Source organism: Rhodococcus sp. T9N (genome assembly GCF_024436645.1).
Lineage (GTDB): Bacteria > Actinomycetota > Actinomycetes > Mycobacteriales > Mycobacteriaceae > Rhodococcus_F > Rhodococcus_F qingshengii.
Genome location: NZ_JAMSKS010000029.1, coordinates 26384 through 51593 on the forward strand (window position 1 = coordinate 26384; position 25210 = coordinate 51593).

The 25210-nt window shown below is 61.5% G+C and carries 23 protein-coding genes and 4 pseudogenes; 22 read left to right on the forward strand and 5 right to left on the reverse strand.

The annotated features are described in order from the left end of the window. Nucleotides 1–2: 2 nt before the first annotated feature. From M1L53_RS30170 to M1L53_RS30185, 4 genes are all read left to right on the forward strand, one after another. Nucleotides 3–968, forward strand: a complete 966-nt coding sequence (locus M1L53_RS30170; RefSeq protein WP_054827569.1) for a TniB family NTP-binding protein — start codon at nt 3–5, stop codon at nt 966–968. Continuing rightward, on the forward strand, nt 965–2203 hold the full coding sequence (locus tag M1L53_RS30175) for a TniQ family protein (RefSeq protein ID WP_256670145.1): 1239 nt from the start codon (nt 965–967) through the stop codon (nt 2201–2203). Before M1L53_RS30170 ends, M1L53_RS30175 begins: the two co-directional genes overlap by 4 nt. Before the next feature lie 193 nt (nt 2204–2396). Further along, on the forward strand, nt 2397–3563 hold the full coding sequence (locus M1L53_RS30180; protein ID WP_024793402.1) for a site-specific integrase: 1167 nt from the start codon (nt 2397–2399) through the stop codon (nt 3561–3563). A gap of 368 nt (nt 3564–3931) precedes the next feature. Beyond that, complete coding sequence (locus M1L53_RS30185; RefSeq protein WP_238704818.1) at nt 3932–4675, forward strand: recombinase; 744 nt, start codon at nt 3932–3934, stop codon at nt 4673–4675. A 138-nt stretch (nt 4676–4813) separates the two neighbouring features. Here the strand turns inward: M1L53_RS30185 and M1L53_RS30190 are convergent, their stop codons facing one another. Then, the gene (locus tag M1L53_RS30190; protein ID WP_118606494.1) at nt 4814–5842 is read right to left on the reverse strand and encodes an AraC family transcriptional regulator; all 1029 of its coding nucleotides are present in this window, start codon (nt 5840–5842) and stop codon (nt 4814–4816) included. Nucleotides 5843–5951: 109 nt separating this feature from the next. On the opposite strand from M1L53_RS30190, the gene M1L53_RS30195 reads away from it, so the two are divergent. The 6 genes from M1L53_RS30195 (at nt 5952) to M1L53_RS30220 (ending at nt 12043) form a co-directional block, all read left to right on the forward strand. After that, entirely contained in the window at nt 5952–6272 is a 321-nt protein-coding gene (locus tag M1L53_RS30195; RefSeq protein WP_024793405.1) for a 2Fe-2S iron-sulfur cluster-binding protein, read from the forward strand. 24 nt (nt 6273–6296) lie between these two features. Next, on the forward strand, nt 6297–7685 hold the full coding sequence (locus M1L53_RS30200; RefSeq protein ID WP_094643793.1) for a cytochrome P450: 1389 nt from the start codon (nt 6297–6299) through the stop codon (nt 7683–7685). Continuing rightward, the gene (locus tag M1L53_RS30205; RefSeq protein WP_032370840.1) at nt 7682–8890 is read left to right on the forward strand and encodes an NAD(P)/FAD-dependent oxidoreductase; all 1209 of its coding nucleotides are present in this window, start codon (nt 7682–7684) and stop codon (nt 8888–8890) included. Before M1L53_RS30200 ends, M1L53_RS30205 begins: the two co-directional genes overlap by 4 nt. 69 nt (nt 8891–8959) lie before the next feature. After that, on the forward strand, nt 8960–9700 hold the full coding sequence (locus tag M1L53_RS30210) for a transglutaminase family protein (protein ID WP_032370982.1): 741 nt from the start codon (nt 8960–8962) through the stop codon (nt 9698–9700). Between the two features lie 395 nt (nt 9701–10095). Beyond that, nucleotides 10096–10932 carry an SDR family oxidoreductase gene (locus M1L53_RS30215; RefSeq protein ID WP_142006809.1) on the forward strand — a complete coding sequence of 279 codons (837 nt, stop codon included), beginning with the start codon at nt 10096–10098 and terminating at the stop codon, nt 10930–10932. 46 nt (nt 10933–10978) lie between these two features. Next, on the forward strand, nt 10979–12043 hold the full coding sequence (locus M1L53_RS30220) for a BtrH N-terminal domain-containing protein (RefSeq protein WP_142006811.1): 1065 nt from the start codon (nt 10979–10981) through the stop codon (nt 12041–12043). Nucleotides 12044–12098: 55 nt separating this feature from the next. On the opposite strand, the pseudogene M1L53_RS30225 reads toward M1L53_RS30220, so the two are convergent. Both M1L53_RS30225 and M1L53_RS30230 read right to left on the reverse strand, forming a co-directional pair. Continuing rightward, a pseudogene (locus M1L53_RS30225) lies at nt 12099–12218 on the reverse strand (transposase); the annotation flags it as partial. A 188-nt stretch (nt 12219–12406) separates the two neighbouring features. Further along, a pseudogene (locus tag M1L53_RS30230) lies at nt 12407–13589 on the reverse strand (IS3 family transposase). A gap of 241 nt (nt 13590–13830) precedes the next feature. On the opposite strand from M1L53_RS30230, the gene M1L53_RS30235 reads away from it, so the two are divergent. The 10 genes from M1L53_RS30235 (at nt 13831) to M1L53_RS30280 (ending at nt 22568) form a co-directional block, all read left to right on the forward strand. After that, a complete protein-coding gene (locus M1L53_RS30235; protein ID WP_181881569.1) occupies nt 13831–14589 on the forward strand; it encodes an ABC transporter permease in 759 nt (252 codons plus the stop codon). A gap of 10 nt (nt 14590–14599) precedes the next feature. After that, nucleotides 14600–15463: an ABC transporter permease gene (locus M1L53_RS30240; RefSeq protein WP_118606243.1), complete on the forward strand. Its 864-nt coding sequence runs from the start codon at nt 14600–14602 to the stop codon at nt 15461–15463. Nucleotides 15464–15471: 8 nt separating this feature from the next. Further along, nucleotides 15472–16509, forward strand: a complete 1038-nt coding sequence (locus M1L53_RS30245) for an MlaD family protein (RefSeq protein ID WP_118606241.1) — start codon at nt 15472–15474, stop codon at nt 16507–16509. Further along, nucleotides 16506–17513 (forward strand): MlaD family protein, encoded by a 1008-nt coding sequence (locus tag M1L53_RS30250; protein ID WP_118606239.1) that lies wholly within the window; start codon nt 16506–16508, stop codon nt 17511–17513. The genes M1L53_RS30245 and M1L53_RS30250 overlap by 4 nt, the downstream gene beginning before the upstream one ends. Beyond that, nucleotides 17510–18505 carry an MlaD family protein gene (locus tag M1L53_RS30255; RefSeq protein WP_032370848.1) on the forward strand — a complete coding sequence of 332 codons (996 nt, stop codon included), beginning with the start codon at nt 17510–17512 and terminating at the stop codon, nt 18503–18505. The genes M1L53_RS30250 and M1L53_RS30255 overlap by 4 nt, the downstream gene beginning before the upstream one ends. Beyond that, the gene (locus M1L53_RS30260; protein ID WP_118606237.1) at nt 18499–19548 is read left to right on the forward strand and encodes an MlaD family protein; all 1050 of its coding nucleotides are present in this window, start codon (nt 18499–18501) and stop codon (nt 19546–19548) included. The genes M1L53_RS30255 and M1L53_RS30260 overlap by 7 nt, the downstream gene beginning before the upstream one ends. Then, on the forward strand, nt 19548–20585 hold the full coding sequence (locus tag M1L53_RS30265; protein ID WP_118606234.1) for an MlaD family protein: 1038 nt from the start codon (nt 19548–19550) through the stop codon (nt 20583–20585). Before M1L53_RS30260 ends, M1L53_RS30265 begins: the two co-directional genes overlap by 1 nt. Beyond that, nucleotides 20582–21541 (forward strand): MlaD family protein, encoded by a 960-nt coding sequence (locus M1L53_RS30270; protein ID WP_230593002.1) that lies wholly within the window; start codon nt 20582–20584, stop codon nt 21539–21541. Before M1L53_RS30265 ends, M1L53_RS30270 begins: the two co-directional genes overlap by 4 nt. 258 nt (nt 21542–21799) lie before the next feature. Then, on the forward strand, nt 21800–22294 hold the full coding sequence (locus M1L53_RS30275) for a hypothetical protein (protein WP_238704807.1): 495 nt from the start codon (nt 21800–21802) through the stop codon (nt 22292–22294). After that, the gene (locus M1L53_RS30280) at nt 22278–22568 is read left to right on the forward strand and encodes a hypothetical protein (protein ID WP_032370852.1); all 291 of its coding nucleotides are present in this window, start codon (nt 22278–22280) and stop codon (nt 22566–22568) included. Before M1L53_RS30275 ends, M1L53_RS30280 begins: the two co-directional genes overlap by 17 nt. A 73-nt stretch (nt 22569–22641) precedes the next feature. Here the strand turns inward: M1L53_RS30280 and M1L53_RS30285 are convergent. Then, a pseudogene (locus tag M1L53_RS30285) lies at nt 22642–23331 on the reverse strand (IS30 family transposase); the annotation flags it as partial. Between the two features lie 31 nt (nt 23332–23362). On the opposite strand from M1L53_RS30285, the pseudogene M1L53_RS30290 reads away from it, so the two are divergent. Continuing rightward, a pseudogene (locus M1L53_RS30290) lies at nt 23363–23570 on the forward strand (integrase core domain-containing protein); the annotation flags it as partial. A gap of 96 nt (nt 23571–23666) precedes the next feature. On the opposite strand, the gene M1L53_RS30295 reads toward M1L53_RS30290, so the two are convergent. Beyond that, nucleotides 23667–24008, reverse strand: a complete 342-nt coding sequence (locus M1L53_RS30295) for a DUF4873 domain-containing protein (protein ID WP_027498244.1) — start codon at nt 24006–24008, stop codon at nt 23667–23669. A 130-nt stretch (nt 24009–24138) separates the two neighbouring features. On the opposite strand from M1L53_RS30295, the gene M1L53_RS30300 reads away from it, so the two are divergent. Beyond that, nucleotides 24139–25107 carry a diiron oxygenase gene (locus M1L53_RS30300; protein WP_027498243.1) on the forward strand — a complete coding sequence of 323 codons (969 nt, stop codon included), beginning with the start codon at nt 24139–24141 and terminating at the stop codon, nt 25105–25107. The last annotated feature ends 103 nt before the right edge of the window (nt 25108–25210 follow it).

Genomic DNA, 25210 nt, shown 5'->3' on the forward strand with positions numbered 1-25210 from the left:
GGATGAACCACGACCCCCGAAACGCTCCCGCCGGCGACGATGACGACCGTAGTTGCGAAGACATCGACGTCGTTCGTGCGGACCTCACCCACCTGCGAAGTTCGGTCAGATCGATTGCGGTTCTTCCTGCCGCGCAACGCATCAGGCATATTCGTACTGAACGGTGGATCGGGTATCCGCGTGCACGGTCGGTGATCGAGCATCTTGAGACGTTGCTGGTGTGGCCGGATCGGCAACGTATGCCGAACGTGCTTCTGATCGGACCGACGAACAACGGCAAGTCGATGATCATCGAGAAGTTCCGGCGTGCGCACCCTGCTGTCAGCTTGCCCGATCGCGAGCAGATACCGGTGTTGTGTATGCAGATGCCTCCAGACCCAGCACCCGCACGGTTCTACCTGGCGATGCTTGCTGCACTCGGAACGCCGATCCGCCCGCGGAGCCGAGTCCACGAACTCGAACAGCAAGCAATCTCGCTGCTGCGAGCGACCGGGGTTCGGATGCTGATCATCGACGAGCTCCACAATGTTCTCGCCGGCCGCGACAACGTGCGCCGAGAATTCCTGAACCTGTTGCGGTTTCTAGGCAACGAACTGCGGATTCCTCTTGTCGGAGTGGGCACCCGAGAGGCGTACCTCGCGATCCGTAGTGATGCACAGTTGGAGAACCGTTTTCACCCCATGACGCTGCCGATCTGGACCAACGACATCGACACCCGCTCCCTGCTGGCGAGCTTCACCGCCAGCTTCCCGTTGCGTGCGCCCTCGCACCTGACGTCGGCGGAGATGACCGATTACCTCCTCACCCGGTGTGAGGGCACCATCGGCGAACTGGCCACGCTGTTGACCGCGGCCGCAGTGACCGCAATAGAGGCTGGCGAGGAAGCGATCACCTCGCAGGTGCTGACGCAGACTGCCTACTCCGGGCCCACCGAACGCCGTCGCCACTTCGAACGGCATCTGGCATGACATCAGCCGATGCCTCGCCAGCGCCTACAGCGTTCGACCACAGTGGGCATCCGCGGTGGCCGCTGCACCCGCAACCATTACCTGGTGAGACTCTGATGTCGTGGCTTGCCCGGACTAGCAGACTGTATTCGTTGATCGGTACAGCGGATCTTCTCGACGGGCTCGGTGTCGACACTTCGGGCGTGGACCTCGACCGCTACACACCCGAGCCGGTGCTATCCGCGCTTGCCCAGAGGAGCACCTGCACAGCGGAACGGCTGCGTGAGATGACGTTGGCGGGCGGTACGCCCTGGCTGCTCGACAGCACCGACCCCGGCGGATGCGACTTCGACACCTACGTCCATCAGTTCTCTGTCCTACTACCGGCGGGTCTGGCAAGGTCAGATCGACGTCGACGCGCACCGCCCGCCGGCACGTGGCTTCCCTGGGTGAGCAAGCTCGATACGCGGGCATGCCCCTTGTGTATCGACGACCTCGACACAGACGCCGACATCGCGGTCATGATGGCTCATCAGTACCCGATGCTGACCAGCTGCACGAAACACCTCTGCCGGCTCGAATTCTGTGCTGTCATACCCGGCCGACTGGTCTTTTGGGACAGGACACCGCCAGGCTCGGACGAACACGCACCACCGATACCCGTACCGGCAGTCGTCGCAGAAATCGACAGACGCACCGCCGTCGCGTTGACGTGCGGGTCGGTCGAGCTCGGCGGAGGCCGTGTTCATGCCGGAGTGTGGTTCAGGCTGCTGCGTACCGTCGTCGACGAGGTATCGACACCGCTGGTCCGCACCGGATGGTGGGCGAAGCCACTGAGCGCGATCTGGAAGTCCACCGGCCATTCTCGCCCGCTGCGGACATCGTGGGTTCCGTTCGAGCAACTGCGGTGTGACGAGCAAGCGAAGGTTTTGTTTGCTGCCGCGACCGCGATCAATGCGGTCGAGAACGATGAGATAGCCGCGAGCGGTGCTGATGCCTGCTTGCTGCGGCCGCGACGGTACGAGCCGGTCGATCCGGGGGCCGCTCCGACGAGGTCTCGCAGTCCGGTACCCGCCCGCAGCGCTTGGGACGGTGTGATTGCGGCGATCGATGCCGCTGTCGCCGCCGCCCGCGTCGACAGCGATGCCGCCCGATCTTTGTTCGGATTCGCTCGAACGGGGTGCCGCACCGAAGATGACGTCGATGAGCTGGCCTATGCCTTCGTCGAGCTCGGTATTCGACTGGACTGGGACTGAAGCGCGCTAGATCGCAATCGCCACACGTTTCTCTGCGCTTTCAGGCGGAATTCGATCGCACCCTGTAGTCACCCACGGTTTGTGTGCGGTGACCCACGAGAATTTTCCTTCCCGCACCATGATCGCGAAAAGGCCTGCTCAGCGTGTTTTCGGCTCGAGAAGTCTGTCGGAGGTGCTCGCTACAGTGCTTGTCATGGCAGAACGGCAGCTCGGTGAGGTCGGGGACGCGGATTCACTCGTCTCGGTGGGTGGTGTGGCAGTGTTCCCGGACCTACCGGTCGAGGTCGCCGCTCGGATAGAACAGTCGATCGCAGCTTCTCGTTCGGCCGGAACACGCCGTGCCTATGCCTCGGCGTGGAGTCGATTCGAGAACTGGTGCATCGTCCTCGGGCACCAGGCTTTGCCGGCGCATCCCGCAACGGTGGCGGCGTACCTCGTCGGCGCCGCCGATACGCTCACCGTCGACGGGACGCGGGCGTATGCGCCGTCGACGTTCGACAAATGGATCGCGGCGGTCGCGGACCGCCACCGCGCTACCGGCCACGACAACCCGTGCGGGCACGAGATGGTCCGCGCCACTCTCTCGGGTATCCGGCGGGATTACGCGTCTGCGGGGGAGCGGCCCCGCAGACCCCGTGCCCCGCTCCTCACCGCTGACATCACTACGATCGTCGACCACGCCCGACGCACTGCAGCGGGCTGGGCGTCGGAGGTCCTCGAACGCCGCGACACCGCGCTACTGCTGATGGGCTACACCGGCGCATTCCGCCGCAGCGAACTCGTAGCGCTCGAATGCCGCGATGTCCACCGCGACCGCCTCGACGGCGCGCACGTACGTATCCGCAAATCGAAGACCGACCAGGACGGCACCGGAACCGTGAAAGCACTCCCGTTCACCGACCGCCACGAGTCATGTCCGGTCTGCGCGTGGGTGCGATGGCTGCAGATCGTCGCAGCGTTCGACACCGGCGGCAGAGTTGCTGTCATCCGAATACTCTCCCGCGCAGTGGAATTCGACTCCCATATCTGCCGCGGCACCCTTCCTGTAGTCGAGAAACGGTCCCCTCTGTTTCGGTCCGTCCGCAAGAACGGCAACCTCTCCGACACAGCCCTGTCCGGAGCCGCGGTGCACGCGGCGATCCGCCGCCGCGCTACTCGAGCTGGATACGGCCCCGACACCGTCGCCCAGCTCGGCGGGCATTCCCTCCGTTCCGGCTTCGTCACGCAGGCCTTCCGCAACGGTGCCGACGCGCATGCGATCATGCGCCAAACCGGGCACACCACACCCGCAATGGTCGAAACATACGCTCACGAGAATGCGCCACTGGTCGGCAACGCCGTCACCGAGCTCGGCCTATGACCAGGCACCCGACCGAACCAGTGAGCGGCGACGGGACGACAGGGGTAGATGCTGACCACGACGACCGCCCTTGTCCGATACGTGCATCGGACATCACGAACACGTCGATACCGAGGCGGGATCGGCACACGTGGTCACTGTTCGAGGACTGGTGCACCGCCCATGGCGAACCCCCATTGGCGGCCTCTCCTGAGTCACTTGCTCGGTTCCTGTATGCGCACCCCGCCGCGCCGACGACCCAACGCCGCCGGATCGCGGTGATCGACTCCGCTCATCATCGGCATCTATTACCTCCTCCAGGGCGCGCTGAGACCGTCCGGGCTGCGCTGGATGGGGCCCGCACGTCGCGCCTGCAGGAGGTGGCAGCCGTGATCGGCGGAATCATCGCCCGACTCCCCGAATACGGTTGGCCGTCAGCGTTGTTCGCGCGCAGAGACGCGCTGATCCTCACGCTCGCTACGACAGGTCTGCCGTACACGCAGATCGCGGCCCTGCGGGCATGCGATGTCACCGCCGATGCGGGTCTCGACGCCCTTCGCATCGAGACAGGCCGCGGCGTTCATACCCTCACCTCCCTCGCGCTGGCGGGGACGGGCATTTCTCCGCGCACGGTGTACCAGCGCTGGTGTGAGGTGCTCGGCCATCAGGCCCGGTATCCGAGCACCCGAATGCTCGCCGACGCTTTCGATGCCGTGGACGGCACCGGGCTCGGCGGATACGACCGGTATTTCGACCCGGCCGGTCAACATCCGCTGTCGACTGCGATCGACCGGTGGGGCCACACCCCGTTGGCTGCGACCCCGCTGACCGCCCGCGCGGTAGCGGGCATCGTGCGAATGCACTGGGACGGAAGGGCACCCACCCACCTGCAGCCCACTGCGCGGTCACAACAGCCGGAGCAGAGCACTGCACCGGATCCAGTACCGCGGGTCGTGCTCGACCCCGGCTACTACGAACGCGGAACGCTTGCGCGTAGACACGCCCACGGTCTTCTCGATGACCTGGACTCTGTCCTGGCCGATGTCGAAACCCGCGCGGACAGCCTGTTGGAAGCACTCGTCGACTTTCTCGCATCGGAGACCACACGCGTGCCGACCGACACCGTCGAGTGACTAGTGGTTGGTACTCCGGTTTGCACACACTCTTCTTCTCATGGCACGGAGGCGGCGACGTCTCCGTCATCTCCGAGACGAAGATCGATCAGGTTGCGGACGAACGGAGGCATCGATCTCGACCCCGTTCTGCGGGGTCTACGTCGAAACCGGGTCGTCTGAGAGTCGGGGATTTCGGAAATCTTTCGGAGAGCGTCCGGTCCAGCGTTTGAAGGCGTGAGAGAAGTTGGCGAGGTCGCTGTATCCGAGTTCGGTAGCGATCTCGCTGACCGAAACCGATCGGTCGAGGAGCCGTAGCATCGCGCGCTCGTACAGCAGCGAGTGGCGCACCTTGCTATAGGTGGTTCCTTCTTCGGCAAGCCGCCGTTTCAACGTGCTACTCGACATCGACAATGCTTGTGCAACATCATGGTTGGTTCGCTGTCCGAGGTCCTTTTCCAACTGTTGCCTCACCTTCTCGGCGGATGACATGGACCCACTCCGCTGGGCGAGTGTTCGCTGCAGATCAGCGATAGCGAGACGATATGCGAGGGGGTCCGAGAAGCGACAAGCCTTGTTGAGGGTCTCCTCGGGTACGTGGATGAAGGAAATCGGAGCGTCGAAGAACCGGCGATTCGCCCCCGGACCTTCGTCGTGGCTCACCTCGGCCGGCTCCGGCCAGCTCAGATGGAGTGTCACCGGCGATATGTCACCGGCGAGCATGTCCAGCAGTCGTAGTAACGCCGACCCACCGTAGGTGATGACCAAGCAGTCCAGTGCGGAATCGCCTGTGTGCGCAGTGAGCCCGACGATCAGACCGTAGTCGCCGGTGTGGAACTGCGACTTCAACGCCGTGGAGATCAATGGTAGGTATGTCAGGAGATCGACGATCTCGGCGACCGAACCAGCGCTGATCAAAGGTGAACTCAGAGGCCCGAACGATGTCAACTGGGCCTGCTCGGCAAACGCAAATCCGAGTCGAGTGGCCTGGGCGATATCGAGTTCGGGATAGACCTCCCGAAACCACCGTATCGGTGCCTGAACGTCATGCTGAATGAGCGTCGCTTCACTGGTTCCTTCGCGGTGCATGATCACACGAAGCCGCGCGGCGGCGTCAGGGTCGAGTGCGCGGCGTTCGAGCAACTGAACGAACGCAAGCGGTGGCACGCCCTCGTCGCTCAGCTTCACGGTGACCCCTTTGACCCGAATTCACAAGTTTATGACTCCACCGAACATAGCCGTCACCCGCGTTTGCGACGACACTTTCGTCAATCACGCCGGAAAACGAGGAGTTGACATGGCAGCTGTAATTTTCGTCGCCCACGATGGTGAGAAGCACGAGGCGGCTCTGGTCGAAGGTCGCTCGCTGATGCAGATTGCAACCGACAATGCTGTGCCGGGGATCGATGGAGACTGTGGGGGCGAAACGGCCTGTGGCACCTGCCATGTGATCGTCGACCCGCAGTGGTCAGGAGAGGTGGGTCTGTCCGGCGCCGACGAGGAGGAGATGCTGGCGATGAACCCCGAGCGTGAACCCACGTCTCGGTTGTCGTGCCAGATGGTGGCCTCGGAAGCGTGGGATGGCCTGATCGTTCGAACACCTGAATTCCAATTGTGATGTGCGAAAGGCAGGCACGACAGCATGAAAGTTTCTGAGTCGATCGCCGACAAGGTCCAGTCGACCATCCCGATAGGGCTGCAGATCCAGGGCGCTCATTTGTACGACAAGACCCGACGGTGGGTGACTGGCACGAATGGCAAGAAGATCTTCGTCGAAAGTCCCATCCCACCGGTCGAGGATGTCGAGCTCGCCGACATCGACCTCAGTAACCCCTTTCTTTACAGACAAGGGCGGTGGCAGTCGTACTTCGAGCGCGTGCGGAACGAGGCACCGGTGCACTACCAACCCAATAGTCCGTTCGGCCCGTTCTGGTCGGTCACGCGCCATGCCGATATCGTGGCCGTCGACAAGAATCACGCTGTGTTCTCGGCCGAACCGTTCATCGTCATCGGCGTTCCGCCCCGGTTTCTCGATATCGAGATGTTCATCGCGATGGACCCACCACGCCACGACAAGCAGCGCGCTGCCGTCCAGGGGGTTGTCGCACCGAAGAACCTCCGGGAGATGGAGGGACTGATCCGATCGCGCGTACGGGAGGTATTGGACGACCTCCCCTTGAACGAGCCGTTCGACTGGGTGCAGAATGTCTCGATCGAGTTGACAGCTCGGATGCTCGCAACTCTTCTGGATTTCCCCTACGAACAACGCCGCAAACTCGTCTACTGGTCCGATTTGGCAACCTCGATGGAGCAAGCCAACGGTGGGCCCTCGGACAACGACGAGGTGTTCGAAGGCATGCGTGACATGGCCCGTGGCCTCAGCGCTCTCTGGCATGACAAAGCAGCCAGGAGGTCTGCAGGGGAAGAGTCCGGTTTCGATCTGATCACCATGTTGCAGAGCAACGAGGACACCAAGGATCTGATCGATCGTCCGATGGAATTTCTGGGCAACCTCGTCCTGCTGATCGTCGGTGGCAACGACACCACGCGAAACTCGATGAGCGGTGGCGTTCTTGCGTTGAACCAATTCCCCGACCAGTTCGAGAAATTGAAGGCCAATCCCGATTTGATCCCCAACATGAACTCGGAAATCATCCGATGGCAAACACCCTTGGCGTACATGCGCCGAATCGCCAAAGCCGACACCGTTCTGAACGGACAATTCATCCGCAAGGGTGACAAATTGGTGATGTGGTATGCCTCGGGTAACCGCGACGAACGCGTTTTCGAGAATCCTGATGATTTCATCATCGATCGTGCCAATGCGCGCAATCACATCGCGTTCGGATTCGGTGTGCACCGGTGTATGGGCAATCGGCTGGCCGAAATGCAGCTGCGGATTCTGTGGGAGGAGTTGCTTCCCCGCTTCGAGAACATCGAGGTCGTCGGCGACCCCGAGTATGTTCAGTCGAATTTCGTGCGGGGCATCAGCAAGATGATGGTGCGCCTGACGCCTACTTCCAGCGCATGACATCGCAACGGGCGATCATCGTCGGCGCAAGCCATGCTGGGGCACAACTGGCAGCTAGTTTGCGCCAAGAAGGTTGGACAGGCGACATCGTCCTCATCGGTAACGAGTCTGCCGCTCCCTATCAACGCCCCCCGCTGTCGAAGGCATACCTGGCGGGCAAATGCGTACTCGACGATATCGCCATTCGCAGCACGGACTTCTACTCCAAGCAAGGTATTCAGCTCCTGAACGCGCAGGTGGAGACCATCGTTCGGTCGGAAGGCAACGTCGTTCTCGACACCGGGGAGAAGCTGGCCTACGACAAGCTCGCGCTGTGCACGGGAGCCCGCCCTCGTCGGCTCACCGTTCCCGGGGCCGATCTCCACGGGGTCTACTACCTGCGCACCGCAGCGGACGTCGAGAGGATCCGTATGGCCACCGGCCCTGGCCAGCGGGTGGTGATCGTCGGAGGCGGCTACATCGGACTCGAGACAGCGGCATCGCTGCGCGCACTGGGCGTACAGGTCACAGTCCTCGAGGCAACTGGGCGTGTGCTCGAGCGGGTCACTGCTCCCGAGGTATCGACGTTCTTCGAGCGGATACATCGCGAACAGGGAGTCGACATCAGAACGAACGCGATGGTTCAGGGCCTGTCCGGGGACCGTGAGGTTCGTGAAATCACCTTGGCCAGCGGAGAATCGATCCCCGCAGATCTGGTCATCGTCGGTGTCGGCGTCGAGCCGAACACCGACCTCGCCGCCGATGCGGGTCTTGTCATCGACAACGGCATCGTGATCGACGATCACACTCGGACCAACGACCCCGACATCATGGCGGCGGGGGACTGCGCGAGCCACGACATGGCCCGTTACGGCCGTCGACTACGGTTGGAGTCCGTCTCGAGCGCAGGAGAGCAGGCCAAAGTCGCTGCGTCGACCGCCTGCGGGAAGTCCAGAAAAATCGAAGCGTTGCCGTGGTTCTGGTCGGATCAGTATCACTTCAAGCTGCAGATCGCCGGCCTCAACACTGGATACGACGAAGTGGTTCTCAGCGGTGACCCCACCCGCGACAGTGATTTCAGTTGCTTCTATCTCCAGGCCGGTGAGCTCATTGCCGCCGACTGCATAGGTCGCCCGCGCGAGTTCATGTACAGCAAACGGGTGATCGCCCAGCGACTCCCCGTCCAACGCGAAGACCTGATGCTCGGCGGACTCGCGCGCAACTGACCGATCCTTCGGTCGTTGTGCACACAACAGCAACCGGTTTGCTCAGAGAAGGGAACATCAGCGATGACCATGACAGACCGCCCGCCCGGAGCACATACTACGCAGCCACCACACGCATACCTGGGAGCAACGGACTTCCTCGACATCGAGCACGAATCCGTGCGGGCGTTCACCGCCGCGGCAATCGGAGATGCGAGCAGCGACCGTGACAAGGCCAGACGCCTCTTCGCCGCCGTCCGCGACCGAATCTGGTACGACCCATACACCGTGTCGGACGATCCGGCCCACTATCGAGCGAGCTTCGTCCTCGAGGCCGGGCGCGCTTACTGCGTCCCGAAGGCGGTGCTGTTGACCGCAGTGTGCCGGGCGGCGGGTATCCCAGCACTGCTCGGCTTCGCCGACGTCCGAAATCACCTGCAGACCGAGACGTTGCGCACGCTGATGGGCGGCACCGACCTGTTCGTCTACCACGGCTACAGTCGCCTCTACATCGAGGGCCGGTGGTTGAAGGCCACGCCGGCATTCAATGTCGAGTTGTGCGCTCGTTTCGGCGTGCCGCCAGTGGAATTCGACGGCGATCGCGATGCTCTCATGCATGCCTTCACCGCAGACGGAGCCCAGCACATGGAGTATGTCCGCGAACGAGGAGTCTTCGACGACCTACCCTTGAACGCGATCTTGACGGTGCTTCGGCACGCCTACGGCCCCACGATCTTCACGGGCGCTCACCCACTCGATGATGTTTTCACCGGCCGCACCCGGCCGGACGAAACTCCCGGGGATCGAAACCTTCCGCGGGAGTCTCGATGAACACAAGCGGTGAGAACATACGTCTTGAACCCCGTATCGCGGCCGACTGCCGATCGGTCGGAGCTCTCTCCGCGAACAACCACGGCGTGACCACTCGGACTACCTCGGACACCTTCGAATCGGGTGAGCCGATACCTGCTGGCAGAGCTGTGCCGTATGACTGTCTCGTCGGCGCGGCCGTGTTGAGGCCGACACCGGAAGTTACACCGAACAGACGAGACTCGCTCTGCCGCTGGAATTGCGGCTGCGGGCGATGAACGACCGATCCGAACGCCTCCCCGGGCACGAGACGCCGCGCGATACCCATATCCCTCATTCGTGTGCGCAGCCACCACCGCGAGAGCGGCCCGAACGGCGTCTACCGATGTCTCTTATCTATGCAAGGAGCGCAGCAGATGACAAACAACGCACCTCACACCCCCGCCAGGACCGTGGCGATCACAGGTGGAGCTCGAGGCATCGGCTATCAGACAGCGAAGGAGTTGATTCGACGAGGCCACCGGGTCGCCATCGGCGACATCGACGAGGCACGTGCGAAGGAGGCCGCCGCCGAACTCGGGGTGAAGGTCGTCACCCGACTCGACGTCACCGAACCTGACTCGTTCACAACGTTTCTGGACCTGGTCGAACGTGAACTCGGACCCCTCGACATCCTGATCAACAACGCGGGCATCATGCCTACCGGCCACGCCCACGAAGAGGACGATGCAATAACCCGGAGGCAAGTCGAGATCAACATCCTGGGTGTCATCTTCGGGACCAAACTGGCTCTTCAGCGAATGCTGCCACGCCGCACCGGACACATCATCAACACTGCGTCATTGGCCGGCGAGCTCGCGGTACCTGGTTTGGCGACCTACTGCGCTACCAAGTTCGCAGTCATCGGATTCACAGAGGCCGCACGACTGGAGTACCGCAAGTCAGGGGTTCGACTGTCCACAGTCCGCCCGACGTTAACCAACACCGAACTCGTCGCCGGAACCGCCGGCGCAAAGGGATTACGCAACGCCGAGCCGGAGGAAATCGCCCGCGCGACAGCAGATCTGATCGAGAATCCACGCCCCTTCGTCCGCGTCACCCGTCTCGCAGGCGCAATGGTCGCGGCGGTGAAATTCGTCCCCCGGCGGCTGGCGACCGGACTGGGTGCGGCCCTGAACACAGATTCGGTGTTCCTCGCGGACGTCGACATGACTGCTCGCCGAACGTATCTCGACAGAATCCAGAACAGCTGAGCATGCCGACACGCGCGCTCGACCAACCACCCGAAAGGCAGCCACAGTGCCCCACACGACTCTGATCGAGAACTATCCCCACCGGATGGGAGGGCACTGCGGGTCAGGTGCAATGCGAGACCTTCTCCATTGGCACGGTCTGGGATGGGACGGACCACCCGACGAGGGGTTGGTGTTCGCACTGGGTGGTGATCTCGGTTTGTCCTACCTGCGATCGGACGACCTGGTCCCACCGATGTACCTGGTCGGCCGCGGTGCCGACTTCGAGATCGACTTACCGCGCAGGCTCGGCGGACAAGTCGAGGTTCTCACGACCGACGATCCCGGTGAGGGATGGTCATGGGTTCGCGACGACATCGATGCGGGACGACCCAGTCTGGTCTGGGCCGATATCGCTGAGCTGCCCTACTTACGGGTGAAACTGCAGATGAGTCGCCACGACATCGTGGTGATCGGCTACGACGAGATCGGGGGGACTGCCTCGGTCGTCGACAACGATCGGGCCGACGTGCAGAAGATCCCGCTCGACGCGCTGGCTCGGGCGCGATCTTCCACCTCGTTCCCGCAACCGACACGTCACTGCACGTACCGAATCACGTGGCCGCAGACACTGCCGCCCGTGTCGACTGCCGCGGCCGCGGCCTTCGCCCGATCCGCCGCCAGCATGCACGCCCCATCGACACCGGGAATAGCCGACCACATACCAGCAGCCGGTGCCGACGGTTTGGCCGCGGTCGACCAGCTGGCAACCGACGTCAAGAGCTGGGTCGACCTTCCGCCCGATGACCTCGAGACGCTGCTGTTCAGTCTCGGTATCTTCATCGAAAAGGCCGGAACCGGAGGCGGGCTCTTTCGTCGGCTTCTCGCCGACGGCTGTACCGAAATTGCACGTCTGACCGGTGATCCCGCTACCGCAGACCTCGCGGCGGCCGCCGATCACTGCGCCCAGGCCTGGACCGAAACTGCCCGCGCCGGAACACAACGCGGTCTCGATGCACGAACACGCGCAGCTGCGGTGGCCGTGTCGGCTGCCAGACTGCCTGCACTCGAGCTGATCCTGGCGGAGTCCCTGGAGTCTGCTTCACGCTCGCTGTCCGCCATCACGAGATGATGCCCACCGTCGTCCAATGGCGCGCGGTACACGGGGCGCATCGCACTGTGCTGCAGCTGTCGTCGCCGACACCGTACGCCCTGGCGACCTCACTGATCGGCTTGGAAGAGTCGATGACCTCTCGGCACAGTTCGTCTTTGAACTCGGTGCTGAACGATCGACGCGATCTGCTCATGCTTGTTGGACTCATGTCGGTAGATCCCTATTCCAAGCGGGTCCAGTGTCCGAATCCTTGGGCCGACCAGATCACGACGCCAGCCACTGGGCTGCGGGGTGGATGACCCTCATCTGCAACCTCGCCGACGTTTTCAACGCTCGACGAGGCGACCTTGGCAGGTCCCCGATAAGTCGGGCCACCGTGTTCTAGATCCACGGTGTAGTTGATTCAGCGACCTCCCAGCCCTCGACCGGTTGGTGGTTGTGGGTGCATCGGGCAGCGTACGCCCCCGCAAGCGGGAGGGACCCCCAGGACGGCGTGAGGTATCCGAGTGATGAGTGCCGGTGTCGATGGTTGTGGTGGTCTTTGAAGTCCTCGATCACGACCCTCGCTTCGAGCAAGCTCGTCCAGTGATTGCGGTTGAGGCCCTCCGTAGTCGATTGTTGACGGATTCGATGTGTCCGTTGTTCCACGGCGTCCCCGGCTGGATGTAGGAGATACCGACACGGTCGCGGCAGAAATGTTGCAGCACATGGGAAATGAACTCCGGACCGTTGTCCATCCGCAGCACTTGCGTCCCACAGCGCGAACGTCTTGTCGAGCTCGTCGGTAAGCCGCTGTGCGGTGATCGACCGCTCCACAATGTTCAACAGGGACTGCCGGGTGTGTTCATCGATCATCGACGCGATCTTGATCGCCTTACCATCGACGGTCGAATCGAACTGAAAGTCCGTAGGCCACACCACTTTCGGGGCATCGGCTTCGATCTGCGGTCATTAGCTGACGCCGGCGCGTTTGCGGGGATGGTAGATCCGAACCTGCAGACCCTCCTCCTTCCAGAGCCGGTGCACCTTCTTCTTGTTCACCGACAAGCCCCTCGTCGTGCCTCAGATGCGCCCAGTCGCGTCGGAAGCCGTGCAGTGGATGCGAGCCTGCGTACGTCCGCAACGCGGCCCTCAGGGCTGCGTCGGGGTCCGCGGGTGTTTCGGCGATCGGTGTTCGTGCGTAGGTGGAGCGGGTAAGCCCAGCAGCTTTGCACGCCCAGTCGTTTCGACAGACTCATGGTGTTCACGAGCATGTCGACAGCGCTGCGCTTGGCGGCTGGGCTCAGAATCTTCCCTTCGCTACCTCCCGCAGTGCATCTTTCTCCAGCTCGGCCTTGGCGAGCAACCGTTTGAGCTTGCCGTTCTGCTCGCGCAACTCTTTGAGTTCCTTCGCGGCATCGGTGGCCATCCCGCCGTACTGACGCCGCCAGTTGTACAACGTCGCCGCCGACACCTCGAGCGCCGCCGCGATCTCCTCCTGCGTCTTGCCCGCAGCGGTCAGTTCGTCGGCACTGCGCAGCTTGCGCACGATGTCCTCGGCAGAGTTGCGTTTCCGTCCAGCCATGTTTTCCATCGTCCTATCCGCCCAGCTCATGGGCAACAAGGCTCTAAATCGAGATGGCTCCGTTCACTTGGGGACACGCCAACCTGTCAGCTGATTAATCCGACGGAAGTTCCCGAAACCATGTATCAGGTACTGCACGTACCTGATACTGTGTGAACACCTTATCGCGACGAGCTGCGCAGACAGAAGAGGAGAGACCGGTATCTATACAGAAATTGCTGGTCGAGCGACAGCCAGTCTTGTGACCTTTGGAAATTCGATTGCCCTCGCCGGCCAGGCACTGCGGTGGGCCGTGCGCGATATTGTCACCGGACGGTTTCCGTTTCGGGAGTTTGTCACACAGACGTGGTTCGTCATCACCGTAACGACGTTGCCAGCGATCCTGGTCGCGATTCCCTTCGGCGTCATCGTCTCGGTGCAGGTCGGAAGTCTAACCCAGCAGGTCGGGGCCACATCTATCGCCGGAGCCGCCGGTGGACTCGGGATCATTCAGCAGGGGGCACCGATCGTCACCGCGCTCCTGCTCGGTGGTGCGGCAGGGTCGGCCATCGCCTCTGACCTTGGCGCACGCACCGTCCGTGAAGAAATCGATGCCATGGAGACGCTCGGACTAAATTCGACACGTCGACTCGTCGCACCTCGATTCGTCGCGGTTCTCATCGTCGCTCCGATGTTATGCATGCTCATCGTGTTTACCGGTCTCGTGGCCGGCTACATCCTTAGCGTCAACGTCCAGGGCATCACGCCGGGGAGCTACGTCGCATCGTTCGCATCGTTCGCATCATCGGCGGACATCCTTGTAGCGCTGATCAAGTCAGTGGTGTTCGGTCTCGTGGTCGTGACAATCGCGTGTCATCGGGGCCTGTCCACGAAAGATGGCCCTAAAGGTGTGGCTACATCTGTCAACGCCACCGTGGTCCTAGGGGTGGTGGCGTGCTTCGTCATCAACGTGTTCATCACCCAACTGACCATCATGTTCGTCCCGCAGACCATCGGATGACGGAGAACACGTGACCGCAGTACCATCCACCCGTTATACTTCGGTTACTCGTCCGATCGTGCGTGCTGTGACGCCCCTCGCTGAGGTCCCCGCGCAGCTCGGGCACATTACAACATTTACCATCGACACCGTCGCCGGAATTCGGCACGTCGCAACCACCTATCGACGACAGACGTTTTTATTCATACAGGAGTTTGCCTGGGGACGAGGCGCTGTACTGGTCGGCGGGGGTACCGCGATCGTGCTTGTGATTCTCGGAATGGCTGTCGGGGCGTCCATCGGCATCCAGGGCTACGCCTCGCTAGACCTGGTCGGGATGGGGTCTCTTACGGGATTCATTTCGTCATACGCCAACACTCGAGAGTTGGCACCGATGATCGCCGCGATCGGCTTCGCAGCCCAGGCCGGCTGTCGCCTCACTGCGGAAATAGGTTCGATGCGTATCGCTGAAGAGATCGATGCGCTCGAGTCGATGGCGGTGCGGCCGATTCCGTACATCGTCAGCACGCGTGTAGTCGCGGCGATCACTACCATCATCCCCCTCTACATCGTAACGCTGATACTCAGTTTCGGCGCGGCCAAGCTGGTCGTCATCCTTCTACACGGCCAGTCAGGTGGCACCTACGATTTCTATTTCAATGCGTTCCTCAAACCGCAGGATCTGGTGTTCTCGGTCATCAAGGTCCTCATTTTCGTAGTATCGGTCGTCATCGTCCACAGCTACCAGGGTTTCTACGCCACCGGTGGAGCAGAGGGCGTCGGCCGCGCGTCTGGTCGAGCGATCCGTAGCAGTCTCATCATCATTGTTGTGGAGGACATGATCTTGACCCTGCTGATGTGGGGCTTCGATTCGGGCGTCAGGATTTCGGGGTAGGGGTTGAAGTGGCTGTTTATAAAGATCCGTCAGGGCGCGCGCCATCAATAACAAATTTGACCCTGCGTGGGATCGGTGTCCTCGTCGTCGTGACGGTTGCCGGCTATCTTCTGGTGGGAAACGCGACCGGAAAATATGAAGACAACACGACAGTGACGATCACCACCGACGCGATTGGTGACGGGCTGAAGGGCGGATCGGAGGTGAAGTATCGGGGCTTCACGGTGGGCAAGGTGTCCTCGGTGTCGGGGCGCGACCAAAGTGTAAATGTGAAAATCGAGCTCACCGGAGCTAACGACGACATCCGGTTGCGTCAGGGCCTGGCCGTGAATTACACGTCCGCCAGCGCGCTGGGGCCAACGGCACTGGAGATTGTTGACCCCGGACGGGGAGAGTTAATCGGTGATGGCGGCAGTGTCTATGTCAACAAGCAGCAGTCCGAACAAACGTCGGTATCGACCCTGATTCGAAAACTCTCGAAGCTGGTCGATGCTCTCGATCAGCCGGCGTTCAATTCTGTGGTGAAGTTTGTCGTCGATGATTCCCAAACGTTTGCCGACGCCGGCAAGCTCATGTTCCAGATCGCGCAGCTCACTCGGGACGTTCAACAGCGTCCAGTGGGCCAGGATTTGGCGATCGCAGCAGACCTGTCCCAGGGTGTAGCCGATTTCATGACGCCGTTCGTTCCGGGCATCCTCATAAACGTCGACGTCGCTGACTTCTTCGCCACCGACGAGGCCATCAAACAGGCCACAGGCAACCTCAACAGCACCGGCGAGGTTCTGTTCGGGGGACTGGGAGGACTGTTGAGCGAAAACTACCCGGCGTTGAGTTCACTACTGGACGTCGGCCTCGATCTGGCGAGGCCGGTCGCCAGATCGGCATCGGGACTCGCGCAGACCATTTACACCATCCCGCAGATCCTGGACAGCATCGACAACGCCACGCCGCAAGTCGGCGAGCGAGTACAACTTCAGGTCGCCCTGGTAGTGCAGACGTCACCTGCGCTGCAGAGCGCGCTTGCAGCAGGAGGACCAAGAAGATGAAGCTCAAGTCGTTAACTCCCACCATCGTCAAGATCGTCGCGTTCGCCGCAGTCATCGGCGTTCTCACCTACGTGATCATCGCCATCCTCGAACCCAGCTCGGACGGACCGAGTTCTGAACGATCTGCGGTCTTCTCCGATGCATCCGGGCTCAAGCCTCGCGACGGTGTGCGGTTGGCGGGAGTCAAGGTCGGATATGTGACGGCGATCGACCTGAAAGGGCCCACCGCGGTCGTTCATTTCCAACTGAACAACGACGTCGCGATCACGTCGAGCACTACCGCCGCCGTGAGGTATCAGAATCTTCTCGGACAGCGATATGTCGAATTGATCGGTGCGGCACAGGGAAAGACACAGGGGGCGGCGCTTACACAGGTGGCGCTCGACAAGACCGTTCCCTCATTTGATGTGTCCACCTTGTTCAACGGGTTCAAGCCGGTGTTCGACACGCTTAACGCCGACGAGATCAATGAACTGCAGTCCAACTTGTTGCGCGTTGCTCAAGGTGATGGGAGGGGTATATCGCCTGTTCTGGAGCAGGTCGCCAACATCACCGCCTACGGGGACCAGCGGTCTGAGATCATCACGAATATTGTGACGAGCCTCGGCCAGGTCTCCGACCAACTCGAAGGCCGCTCGGCGCAGCTGGTCGAACTCGTCGACAAGCTGGGATCGATCGTCGACGCCTTCAGCCGCGTGAGTGACCGGTTGCGGGAGTCGCTAGGCGAGGTCAACCGGTCCATGGAGAAAACTGTCATCGCCGGGGAGCAACTTGAGTCAACGTACGACCAGAGTTTCGCGACGATCTATCAGCGTCTGGCGCGAGAACCCGGGGAGTTGGAGGGGCTACTGAATGGCGCGGTACTGCTCAAGCCCCTTATGGACTCGCTGAACGCTTCGACGAATTCCACGCCGACTGAGGCACGATGTTCGAAAGGCCTTCTGCCCCTGCCGGATACAGCTACGATTGCGCTTATGGGGCAACGATTGGTGGTGTGTAAGTGAGGTTGTTCAGTCGAAATCGACCGCATCACCAGTCCGAACGCAGACGCGACCTCATCGTCGCCGCTGTGGTGGTGGTGACCGTGGTGGTCGGTCTGGTAATCGCCGGGACCGTGTATATCGCACCGCCCGGCCAAAAGGTGTACTCGGCGCAACTGGTCAACACCGGAGGGCTGGAGTCGGGTGATCAGGTGCGTATAGCGGGGATAAGACAGGGAACGGTGTCGTCGGTGGACCTCGCGGGAACGTTTATCACAGTCGAATTTCGACTCGACGACTCAGTGCCAGTCCGTTCGGATGCCACCGCAGCGGTTCGCCTGATCACGCCGATCGGCGGGCGAGTTCTGGATCTGGACCCAGGGTCAGGACCGACCTCGCTGTCGGGGGCGATCCCCCTTGTTCAGACATCGAGTACTTACGACATTTCGGACACGCTCGAGACGACGACGCCGGTGTTCCGCGATGTAAAGGGCGTCGATCTCCGTCAGACTGCGTCGCTGCTGCAGAATGCGTTCTCCGACGGCAACACAAACATTCCCGACGCACTGAGGAACACCAGCAGTTTGATGGAACTCTTAGAGCGACAGTACGGTCAGCTCGACAAAGCGGTCGCTCTATCCGATGAATACGTCAACGCTTTCGCCGATCAAAAGCAGGTGCTGGTCGACTTTCTCCGTCAACTCAGCTTCCTTGCCAGTACGCTGGGACCTGATATCGAGAACGTCCGCGGCGGGTTCGACCTTCTCAGTCGTCTGTTCAAACTTCTCACGAGGCCGCTCGTGGCTTACAGCGATGGAATCGAACCGTCTGTCCAACAATACAAGACGCTCCTCGACAAGGTGTCGTCAGAGCTGCCAGGCTACTCCGATGCCCTGGCCCAGGTTGATCAGATCACTCAGCGCCTCGGCGTCCTCCTCCAGGCGCCGGTCGGTGCGTCGACTACCACAGAACCAGAGGTTCGTGTGTGCATTCCGAGTGGTGACGACAAATGTTGACTACATGGATCCGAAGACTGTTGCTCCTGATCGCCGTGGTGGTTGTGGTGGTCGCTAGTGTGGAAATAGGGGGGAGGGTGTCCGACGACACGCGCTCCCTGTGTGCCGAGTTCACCGACGCATCGGGCCTCTTCGAAGGCAACACAGTAGCCATGCTCGGCAAGAAGATAGGCAGCGTCGTCGGGGTGCAACAGAATAGTGATCAGTCCGGTGTAAGGATCGAAATGCGGATCGACAAGAGCGTGCCGCTGCCCGCCGACGTCGGCGCGACTATGGTGTCGACATCCATCGTGACCGAACGTCAAATCGAGTTCACCAAGCCGTACTCCGGTGGAGCCCGATACGAGACGAATCAGTGCATTCCGTTGAGTAAGACGAGAACCCCGCTGGGAATCAGTCAGACGCTCGACTCGATCAGCAACTTGTCCGAGGACCTGGTCAAGGACAACGGCAGGAACACCGACGCGATCTTGCAGTCCCTCGAGCTCGTCTCCCGCAATCTGGAAGGAACGCAGGGCGACGTGGCCGGGATCATCAAGGACTCAGCCACGCTCATCAACGACCCGGCCAAGCGGGATGGACAGATTCGCAGGATCGTCGGGAACCTCGCAACACTGACGGGGGTGGCAACCGAGAACGACAAAGAGCTGACCGCCCTCTTCGACAACTTCGTCGGTGCCATCGAGGTCATCATCGCGTTCGGCCAGACCTTCGGCGCGGCAGTCGAGTACGCGGGGACGTTCGTACCGATCCTCTCGCGGCTCGCAACAGATTTCGGTCCCCCGATATTCGCGATCGGTGATGCTGCCGTTCCGCTCATCGCCGACATGGGAGAGCAGCCGGACATGATGGCAGCAGTAGCAGCCCGCACGGCAGACCTCATCGTGAAACACCCCGATGCCAAGTCAATTGTGCAGGCGTTCGCAGTGTCGCTGCCTTTGCGAAGCCTGGTCGGTGGCTGCGCCGCGCCGGTGGCAAACGGCGTCTGCAGGTCCAGCGATGCATCAAGGACGATCGCCGGGATGATGGGTGGAGGGGCCTGATGATCTCGGTCAACCGGGCACGCCTCGGACCCACGATAGTCGCACTGATGGCAACGATAGTTTTCGTAACATCGTGTGGGATCAACGCCGACAATCCGCCGACGATAGCGACCTCCGACGCGGACGGCTACGACATCCAGATGGAGTTCACCAGCGCACTCAACCTGCCAGCCCTCGCAAAAGTTCTCTCGGGGGGAATCAGCGTCGGGTTCGTCGAAGATGTCACGTACGAGAACGGGCATGCGGTCGTGAAAGCTCGCATCGACAACACGACTCAGCTGCCGGGCGAATCGCGAGCCGAGCTACGTCAGGACACTCTCCTTGGTGAGATCTACGTTGCCATCCTTCCCCCAGCCGAGCCGTCGACGGGTGCCTTGCTGCGGTCGGGTTCGGTGATCCCGCTGGCACGGACCGAGCCGGCAGCAAATGTCGAGGACGTCATGCGCGGAATGGCGAATGTCCTCGGCGGCGGTGAGCTCGACAAGATCCACACCGCCATCTCGACATTGAACACCACGTTCCCCAAGGACCCGCAGCAATTCGACGCCCTGTATCAGACAACGCTGGAGACCGTCTCGGAGGTCTCCTCGAATACCGACAAACTCGACGTAGTGTTGAGGTCGGCTGATCAGACTCTGAAAGTGATCTTGGACGATCCGTCGGGAATCGACCGGATGCTGACCAAGGGCGGACGCAACTTTTCTGGCCTCGGCTACTCCCTGATCGAGGTCGCGTTACTCATCGCCAACTTGCGTGATTTCGCTGTGTCCGCGGGCAGGATCGTGGATCCGGAGTACTTACGGATCAAGGAGTCAGTGGCCGGGATCGCCCCGGTGATCGATTCGATCGCCAACTCCGACATCTACTCGAAGTCCGTCACGGAGCAGGCAACGAGCGTCATCCGCGACAAACTCATTCCATTCGTGCGGTCGCCCGACATCAACCTCTCGGACATCTCCATCGATGGTCGGGACCTAGCGCGGCGTGACGCCGAATCCTTCATAACCGTGTTGAGATCAATCGGAATGATGCCGTGAACCGCAGCAGCACGCTCATATCGATACTGGCTCTCGCCGTCGTGTTCGTCGTAGGGCTCGGCTACCTCGTCGTCGGCGTGGCACACATCAACCCCACCCGCTCCGAGTACTCGTTAACCGCCATCATCGACAGCTCAGGCGGTCTGCTGGACACATCGCCGGTGATGGTGCGGGGGGTACCCGTCGGAAAGGTGTCCTCGATCAACGTCGCGGATTCGGCAATTAAGGTCGAGATGACGATCGATTCCGACCACAAGATCCCCCAGGACAGCGAGATGTCTATCCAGAATCTGTCGCTCGCGGGGGAACAGTACATCAACTTCGTGCCCGCGGGCACGGCAACCGGTGGGTACTTCGATAACGGAGACGTGGTGCCCGCGGACGCGGTGCACGTGTCGCAATCGGTTCCCCAGGTGTTGCCAAAGTTGGCTGCAGTGGCAGATGGGCTCGACCCGGAATCGATCGAGTCCATCAACAAGACCGTCGCCGAGGCCGTCGCCGGACGGCAGGACGACCTCGACACGATCGGCGACATGATGCACCGTGTAGTCGATTTCGTCGGCAAAGATGGGTCCGTCCGGGTGACCGCGGACAACGCCGAGTTCCTGCTCGGCCTCTTGTCCAATGCCGGGGACGTCCTCACTACGGCATCTGTACGCACCCCTGACGCCGTGAACGGGCTGGCGCGGATTCAACGGGCGTTCATCAGGTTCACAACCACCTCGTACGACAAGTGGCCTCCCGTGTTGAAGCTTGTGGAAAAGCTCAACGGCTATATTCAGATCCTGCAGCCGGATCTGCTGACGATCACCCGGGCGGTGAAACCGGCGACCGAGAAAGTTGCCGACACATACGTCGACTTCGGGTCGATCGGCGACCTCCTCGGCCGAACTTTCCCGGCGTCGCGACCAGGTCGCGCCGAGGTCCCCGTCACCGTGTCGCCGCCACTACGGTGACGCCCCGTCCGCAAGCGACTGTCACCGTAAGTACACAGAAGGTCCCACATGACAAATGACGACCGAACGAAACCGCACCCCGAGCCCACTGAGGTCGAGGACAGCGCGGCAGCAGCGACGCCGGATGGCGATCTACTGATGGACGAAAACGCCCCAGCCGCGTCCGCCGTAGCCACGGCTGGGGCTGGAGACAGCGACGTCGAACCCCCCTCGCCAGGTGGGCACCGCTGGTCAGCATCGCCGCGATCACGTGCCGTGGTGGTTTCGGCCGTGATCGTGGTGCTCGCTGTGCTGGCCGGCGTGTTCGCCTACCTCTACCTCGAGGCCGACGAAGCGAAGTCGGTATTGGAAAACGACGCCGCGCAACGGGCCGCCGCGGCGAAGGCCGCCTCGGATTACACGACCAGATCCCTGACCTACAGCTACCAGAACACCGACGCCTTTTTCGCGGCAGTCAAAGAGGACGCGGGTGAGGCTCTAGTCAAGCGGTATGACGAGGTTCGGCCGACGCTGACCCAGATTATCCAGCAGGCCCAGGTGCAGGCGTCGGGACGCGTTCTGGCCACCAGCGTCACCAGCGTCACCGGTGACACCGGTGACACCGACGAAGAATACACGGTGATGGTCTTCGCGAGCCAGAAGACGCAGAACGTGCAGAATCCACAACCGAGTGAACTGCCGACATTGTTGAAGGTGGTCGTGACGAAAACCGCCCAGGGCTGGCAAATTCAGGACTATGGCCCAGCTGAATGAGGCGGCGGCTCCGCAGAAGGAGTTCCACGAAGAGCAAGATGCAGGACGGTACTCATTCTTCGACGCGGTCGCAGATGTCGGAGATGTCGGCGGGGTCGACGCCGGTGAGGAGTTGGGTGATCTCTTCGGGTTGCGGGTGCCACTCGATCGGGTCAGTTTGCGAGTGGTCGAACACCGACATAATCGGGAATGTCGGGATTTTGCAGGCCTCCTCGCCGTGCCGACGGTCAAAGACACAGCGATGGTCACCACGGCGCTGAAGATGGCGTTGTGACGACGAGATCACGGTGGACGCCGCGTCGGCTCAGGGCTCATCCATCACAGCGGTGCCGGCAGTCAGGGCGGATTCAACCTGTCGTCGCAACACAGTGCCGTGAAGCCGAGCGTATCTGCTCTGCAAGCACTTCCGCTGGGGTTCGCCACCCATGTGTTTTGCGCGGGCGGTTGTTGAGTGCATCCGTCACGGCCTGAACGTCACTTCGACGGTATCGAGCGAGATCGGTTCCCTTCGGAAAGTATTGTCGCAGCAATGCATTGGTGTTTTCGTTCGGTCCTCGCGGCCAGGGGCTGTACGGGTCGCAGAAGTACACACGGATCCCGGTTTCTGCGGTCAACTCCGCATGACGTGCAAGCTCCGCCGCGGTCCCAGGTCACCGATCTGCGCAGGTGCTCCGGCAGCGGTGTCATCGCAGCCTGGAGTGCATCGCGGACCGACTCCGATCCGTAACCGGACAACGCCGGCCCGTTCTTCACCGGGGGCGCATCCCCGTACCCATCCTTACGTGGCAGATGCAGCAACGTGGTGAATCTGCTGGTGCGTTCGACAAGCGTACCCACTGCGGACCTGCCCAGCCCGATGATCAGACCTCACCGTTTTCGTCGCGGATCACGCCCGAGAGCACTTCCTGCACGTACTCTCGAAGAGGTTCGTGTTCAACGAGTTTGGCTACCTTGGGTCGCCTTGCCGCAAGATCGGCTTTCCATTGCGCCACTGATGTGCGGTACTCGAGCTTGCCGTCGCGGGTGGCAGCGTTGCGAGGGGATTGCGGCATCGATCCGCTGTGTCGGGATGCGTACGACAATGCGTTGGCCGAGAGCACAATTGGGTTGTTCAAGACCGAGGCAGTATCGAAGAGAAGCCCGTTCCTGAACGGCCCGCTCAAGACCATCGACGATGTCGAGTTCGCCACGATGGGATGGGTCGACTGGTTCAACCAACGCCGCCTCCCACAGCACCCTCGACTACCTCACACCAGACGAATTCGAGAAGGCCTACCGCAGTCAAGAATCGGCTGTCTGGTGGCGTTGCTTCACCCGCCTGGGCGCTATCGGACTGGATGCTGGGGAACGCCCAGGGCGCAAAGCGGGTCGGTCAACCCTGATGTTCACTCTCTGCTATCGACTCAACTTCCTCGAGCGTGGTGGGGATGTGGTACGGCGGTCTGCTCGTGCCCGAGATGCGATAGCGGTCCCAGAAATCAGGGTCGCCCACGACGCACTCGGCGCGTCCCTCTGGTGTCGCAAAGACGGCAACCGTGCGCCTTCCCGAGAGGGCGGCGTGGAGCGCATCATTCTTGTCGATCCTGCCGTACCAGGTGTATAAGCCGTTGAGGGGCTGGAAATAGCCTTTGATCTTCACCCCGACAGCAATCTCCTTGCCACGGCACACCAAGGTGCCCTCGCCGGAGTAGTCGAGATCGTGGTCGTCAGACACGCAAGGCTCACTTTCTTCACTTCGAACATTGACAAAAGAACGCATTGGCGCAGACACTATCAGTATCTGGTACCCGGAGTACGGGTATGAAGTCGAGACTCAGCTCGGCCCGGAACGCAACGGAGGTCACATGACCGTTCAAAATGTGGAGACCAAGCCCGACGTCTCAACGGAAGGCGCTGCGCGTGTCAGCGCCCGCAAGCCCGTCGACATGCAGAGATCTGCCGGCCGACTGCTGCGGGCGGCGGCCGAAAAATTCTATGACGCGGAGATCGACATCGATTGGGACTCACCCTGGGAGGAAGGAAAGTACTACCTGCCAGAGCATCGGGTCTCGCTCTACGGCACCAAGCTGTGGGAGAGAATGAGCGATGAGCAAAAGGCGGAACTCGGGCGCCACGAAATCGTCAGCATCCTCAGCTTCGGTATCTACGCGGAGAATCTGCTCAGCTCGGCGCTGCTCCGAACATCCGCCAAAGGCGCCCTGACAGATCAAAGGTCCCTCTACGCCCTTAACGAGATCGGCGACGAGGCACGTCACTCGACGATGTTCGCCCGACTGATCAACAAGACGGGCCTGGCACCGTACAAGTTGCCGAAGGGGTTCTTGAGCATCGCGAAGATCTTGCACTTTGTGCCTCTCGGCCCGTCCGTGTCCGGCGCGACTCTGCTCATCGAGGAGATCCTCGACCGCGCTCAGCGCGAGGCGATGAATGACCCGAAAATGCAGCCGCAGCTGCGCCAGCTCATGAAGATCCACGTTCTCGAAGAGGCCCGTCACATCACGTTCGCGCGGCTGGAAATGGTGGAAGGGATGCAGCGTCGCGGACGCATCTCGCGCGCCTGGCATAGAGGCACGTTGGCGGCCATTGCGAACTTTGCATACCCGTTGCTCATCAATCCGAAGGTATATCCCGATGTCGGAATCAGCCGTCTGCGCGGCCTGTGGGCGCAGCAGACGAGCCCGAACTATCGCGTCAACTTGCAGTTCATGTCCGAGCCGATGATCCGATTCTTCCACGAGGCCGGAATGATGGAGGGGAAGTTCACGATGGCGATGTGGCGCGCAACGCGCAGCCTGCCCGACGATCTGCGCTAACACGCCCGGCCCGGTCCGCGCGTCCCACAGCCCATTCCTCGACCCCACGACCGGATTCCTCGGTTCGTGGGCTTGGGCGGATGACATTCCCACACCTGCCACG